General features: G+C 75.5%; 4 protein-coding genes and 3 pseudogenes. 4 read left to right on the top strand and 3 right to left on the bottom strand.

Features of this window, described 5'->3' with window-relative positions:
- A pseudogene (locus tag GTR02_RS19775) lies at window positions 1-640 on the top strand (hypothetical protein); the annotation flags it as partial.
- A gap of 37 nt (window positions 641-677) precedes the next feature.
- Here the strand turns inward: GTR02_RS19775 and GTR02_RS24995 are convergent.
- From GTR02_RS24995 to GTR02_RS19760, 3 genes and pseudogenes are all read right to left on the bottom strand, one after another.
- Window positions 678-1,016, bottom strand: a complete 339-nt coding sequence (locus GTR02_RS24995) for a VanZ family protein (protein ID WP_205709664.1) — start codon at window positions 1,014-1,016, stop codon at window positions 678-680.
- Window positions 1,013-1,274, bottom strand: a pseudogene (locus GTR02_RS24990) (DUF3037 domain-containing protein). Before GTR02_RS24990 ends, GTR02_RS24995 begins: the two are co-directional and overlap by 4 nt.
- An 82-nt stretch (window positions 1,275-1,356) precedes the next feature.
- Window positions 1,357-2,151, bottom strand: a complete 795-nt coding sequence (locus GTR02_RS19760) for a HipA family kinase (protein ID WP_166609195.1) — start codon at window positions 2,149-2,151, stop codon at window positions 1,357-1,359.
- Window positions 2,152-2,253: 102 nt separating this feature from the next.
- On the opposite strand from GTR02_RS19760, the gene GTR02_RS19755 reads away from it, so the two are divergent.
- From GTR02_RS19755 to GTR02_RS19745, 3 genes and pseudogenes are all read left to right on the top strand, one after another.
- Complete coding sequence (locus GTR02_RS19755; protein ID WP_166609193.1) at window positions 2,254-2,970, top strand: response regulator; 717 nt, start codon at window positions 2,254-2,256, stop codon at window positions 2,968-2,970.
- The gene (locus tag GTR02_RS19750; protein WP_166609192.1) at window positions 2,967-4,541 is read left to right on the top strand and encodes a sensor histidine kinase; all 1,575 of its coding nucleotides are present in this window, start codon (window positions 2,967-2,969) and stop codon (window positions 4,539-4,541) included. Before GTR02_RS19755 ends, GTR02_RS19750 begins: the two co-directional genes overlap by 4 nt.
- Window positions 4,542-4,662: 121 nt before the next feature.
- Window positions 4,663-4,974, top strand: a pseudogene (locus GTR02_RS19745) (hypothetical protein); the annotation flags it as partial.

The raw sequence follows: 4,974 nt of genomic DNA, 5'->3' as shown, positions 1-4,974 counted from the left end.
GCCCACCGCCGAGCCCACGCCCGCGGTCGAGCCCACACCCGTGCTCACGCCCTCCGCCGGAACCACGCCCGCACCGCCCGCGCCGACCTCGCGGCTGGCCAACCCGGACGTGCCGGTCGCCTACGACGTCCCCGACATGACGCGGGCGGCCGCCGCCCTGCCCCCCGGGCTCACGCTCCTCAGCGACGCCGGCCAGTACCCGCGGAGTCCGACGGTCATGGGGCAGGCGTGCAGCTCCCGGCCGTTCGACCCGCCGATGGTCGCCGGGCGGCAGTTCACGTGGGTGGACGAGCGACAGCGCTGGCCGGACCAGTTCACGGTCGACCTCGTCGTGACCGGACGGCAGACGGGTGGTGGACCCGTGGCCTTCCAGGCCCTCGTGCAGGACTCCGGGGTCTGCCGGTTCCCCGACGCGGTCGACCCGTTCGCCCTCACCGTCGCCGGCGCCGACGAGACCTGGGCCGCCCGCTACCGGCCCGAGGGCCTGACCCAGGTCCTCGGCGCCGCCCGGGTCGGCGACCTCGTCGTCGGCGTCAGCCTCAACTCCCCCGAGGACGGACCCGCCCAGCTCGCCGCGGTGCTGACCGCGGCCGTCGACGACCTGCGGGCCAGCGGGCTCCCCGCCGCCGACGGGCGCTGACCGCGGCGCGAGACCCCGGCCGCACCCTCGCCCTGCGTCACGCCTGACGACGGCGGAGCCGGCGGAGCAGCAGGAGGCCCAGCAGGGCCCCGGCGACGTCGGCGACGACGTCCGTGGGGTCCCCCGACCGGCCGGGCAGCGCGACGTGCTGCACCACCTCGCTGAGCACGGCGTAGCCGACGGCCGCGAGCAGCACCGCGCGGGGGCGCCCGAGGCGCAGCACGCCCGTGACGACGAGCAGCCCGAAGACCGCGGCGTGCACGAGCTTGTCCAGGTGCGGGACGGCCCCGGCCGAACCCGCGCTCGGCGCGAAGAGGACGACGACGCTGACGAGACAGGCCAGCGCGAACGCGGCCGTGCGCAGGGTGCGGCTCACCCGCGCCGCACCAGCCGGGCGAACAGGTGCTCCAGCTCGGCGTCGGGGTCGCGCGTGACCCCGCGGTGCACCGGGGAGGTCTGCAGGACGGTGCTGCGCGGGGGAGGCGGGGAGCGGACCCGCGCAGACGCGTTGCAGCGCAGCGACGTGGCGCGCGACGGCGTCCACGTCGGCGGCCGGGTCCAGCGACAGCAGCCGGGGGCCGTCCAGCTCCGTCCGCGCCGCGAGGTGCTCGCGCGAACGACACCACAGCAGCACGCCCACGTTGAGGAACTCCGCACGCTCCACGCGCGGGACGACGCGCAGCACGGCGTACTCGTAGACGTCGTACGGGACGGGCTCAGCCACGACGCGCCTCCCCCACCGCGGCGGCCTGCACGGCGCGCAGGTCGGCGACCCAGGGGCGGCCGCCGCCGACCCGGGCCGCGAACCACGCGACGTACGCCGCGCGCAGCTCCTCGACGGAGTCGAACCCGGGTTCCGCGGCGAGCCACCCCTCGGGCACCTCCTCGACGGCGGCGCGGAACACCTCCGGGGTCAGCACCGCGGCGCACGCGGCGTCGACCCCGGCCACGTCCGCGGCGGCCCCGATCAGCAGGTGGTCCCCGGCGTGGCGCAGGGGCCGCGCCGTGCTCGCCGCCGCCCGCGGCCAGTCGTGGTGGAAGTACAGCGCCGCACCGTGGTCGATCAGCCACGGCCGCCCGCCCCACCACAGCGCGTTGGGGTTGCGCCACGAGCGGTCCACGTTCAGGCAGAAGGCGTCGAACCACAGGACCCGCGCGGCCCACTCGGCGTCGACGGGGTCCACCAGCGGGTCGTAGGACAGCGCACCGGGGAGGAAGTCCATGCCGAGGTTCTCGCCCGGGCTGCGCAGCAGCAGGTCCTGCACCTCCTCGTCCGGTTCGCCCTTGCCGATGACGGGGTCGACCTGCGCCCGGACCAGTTCGGGGACGGCGAGTCCGAGCGCGCCCGCCAGCGACGCGGCGAGCACCTCCGCGACGAGGACCCGCCGGCCCTGCCCCGCGCCGTGGAACTTCACGACGTAGGTCCCCAGGTCGTCCGCCTCGCACAGGCCGGGCAGGCTGCCGCCCTCTCGCAGGGGCGCCACGTAGCGGGTGGCGGTCACGGAGCGCATCACGACGCCCGAGTCTGCCGCACGGCGGGGACCGGACCGCCGCACGGCCGGAACCGGGCCAGGACCCAGCGCGCTCCCAGCATCGGGGCGCACACTTGGAGCGTGAGATCTGCTGCGTCCCCGCCGGAGGCCCGGCTGCTCGTCGTCGACGACGAGCCGAGCATCCGCGAACTGCTGGCCACGAGCCTGCGCTTCGCCGGATTCGAGGTGACGTCGGCCGCCAACGGGGCCGACGCCCTGAAGCTCGCCGAGGAGGTGCGGCCCGACCTCGTCGTCCTCGACGTCATGCTGCCCGACCTCGACGGGTTCACCGTGACGCGGAAGCTGCGCGAGCGCGGCCGCCCCGTCCCCGTGCTGTTCCTCACGGCCCGCGACGACACGGTCGACAAGGTCGCCGGGCTGACCGTCGGCGGGGACGACTACGTCACCAAGCCGTTCAGCCTCGAGGAGGTCGTGGCCCGCATCCGCGCGGTGCTGCGCCGGACCGGCGGAGGCGGCGCGGACACCGGCCGGCTCGTCTTCCACGACCTCGAGCTGGAGGAGGACTCCCACGAGGTGCGGCGGGGCGGGCGCGTCGTGGAGCTGTCCCCCACCGAGTTCAAGCTGCTGCGCTACCTGATGCTGAACCCCAACCGGGTCCTGTCCAAGGCGCAGATCCTCGACCACGTCTGGGACTACGACTTCAACGGCGAGGCGGGGATCGTGGAGTCCTACATCTCCTACCTGCGCCGCAAGCTCGACACCGAGGACGTCGAGCCGCTGATCCACACCAAGCGCGGCGTCGGGTACGTGCTGCGGGTCCCCCAGCCCGTGGGATGAGCTCCACCACCGCCCGGCTGGGCGACTGGCGCCGCCGCGCCGTCGCCGCCGAGTCGCGGCTGCCCCTGCGGGTGCGGCTGATCGTCATCGTGGTGCTGCTGCTCGTCGCGGCCATGACCGTCACGGGGCTGGCCTCGCTGCACCTGCTGCGCGTGAACCTGCAGTCGCAGGTCGACGAGGAGCTGCAGACGAAGGGCCAGACGGCCGTCGTCGCCGCGCTGCCGCAGCTGTCGCAGTCGTCGGCGCAGAACCCCCTGCTGACGAACTACTACATCCGCTTCGCCGACACCGGGGGCGCCGGGTACCGGGAGGTCTGCACCAAGGACGCCGGCGGCTCCTGCCTGGAGGCGCCCGACCTGCCGGCCATGACCACGGCCGAGGTCGCGCGCCACGGAGGCCGGCCGTTCACCGCCCCGGACGCCGACGGCGGGGACCCCTGGCGCGTGGTGTTCTTCACCATCACCGACTCGCGGCTCAACATCGCGGTGGCCCTGCCGCTGTCGGGGGCCACCAAGACCGTCGACGACTACCGGACCGTCGCCCTGCTGGTCGGCGGCGGCGTCCTGCTGGTCGGCACGTTCCTCGCGGCCCTCGCGATCCGCCGCTCGTTCCGGCCGCTCGTGGACATCGAGCACACGGCGTCGGCGATCGCGTCGGGCGACCTGTCGCAGCGCGTGGACGAGGGACCGCCCGGCACCGAGATCGGGCGGCTCAGCACCGCCCTGAACACGATGCTCGCGCAGATCGAGCAGGCGTTCCGGGCGCAGCAGCACTCCGAGGAGCAGATGCGCCGGTTCGTCGCGGACGCGAGCCACGAACTGCGCACCCCGCTCGCCGCGATCCGGGGCTTCGCCGAGCTGTACCGGCAGGGCGCGGTGCGCGAACCCGAGGACGTCGCCCACGTGATGGGCCGCATCGAGGGCGAGTCGACCCGGCTCGGGCGGCTGGTCGAGGACCTGCTGGCGCTCGCGCGCCTCGACGAGGCGCAGCGCCGTCGCGCGGACGCCCCGGAACTGGTCGACCTGGCCGTGATCGCCTCCGACGCCGTGCACGACGCGCGCGGGATCGCCGGGGACCGCACCGTCCGCCTCGCCGGGGTGGACGCCTCCTCGGGTCCCCGCTCGGCCCTCGTGCTGGCCGACGACGCGGGCATGCGGCAGGTCCTCACCAACCTCCTGGCCAACGCGGTGCACCACACCCCGCCCGGCATGCCCGTCGAGGTCGCCGTGGGCCGCGTCGCGGGGCCGTCGGGCCCCGAGTCCCTGGTCGAGGTGCGCGACCACGGGCCGGGGCTCCCCCCCGACGAGGCCGCGAGGGTGTTCGAGCGGTTCTACCGGGTCGACGCCTCGCGCCAGCGCGGGACGGGTGGGGGTTCGGGTCTCGGCCTGGCGATCGTGGCCACCATCGTGGCCCGCCACGGCGGCACGGTCGCCGTGGTGCCGACACCGGGCGGGGGTGCGACGTTCCGGGTGCGCTTCCGGGCGGTCGACGCCCCGGCCGACCCCGACGACGAGGCGGCCGCGGCCGCGGACGGGACCCGCACCGACGACCGAAGCGCCGCACGCTCCTGAGCAGGATGCACAGGAAGGCCCCAGGAAGTGCCGAGGGCGCCTCCAGCCGGTTGGCTCACCCTGGAAGGGACAAGGACAGCGCCCCGGCACCGCCGGAGCCGACGACCCAGAGGTGAGCAGGATGAACGGCCACGACGACCGCAACAGCCCGGTGGACGGTCACGCCGACGGGCCGGGCCGGCGCGCGAGCACCGCGCTCTCGAACCAGGCGGACCGGTACGGGCAGCAGCACGGCCAGCAGGGGTACGGACAGGACGGGCAGCAGGGGTACGGGCAGAACGGCCAGCAGGGGTACGGACAGCAGGGGTACGGACCGCAGGGGTACGGGCAGGGTCAGTCCGGGTACGGCCAGGCGGGCGGTGGCCAGCCGGGCGGCCAGGGCTACGGCGCCTTCGGGCCGCCGCAGGGTGACCCGTGGGGCACGCCCGGCGGG

The organism is Kineococcus siccus (genome assembly GCF_009906795.1).
Lineage (GTDB): Bacteria > Actinomycetota > Actinomycetes > Actinomycetales > Kineococcaceae > Kineococcus > Kineococcus siccus.
The sequence above is the reverse complement of the archived record's forward strand: the minus strand, read 5'-3'. Positions and strand labels throughout refer to the sequence as shown.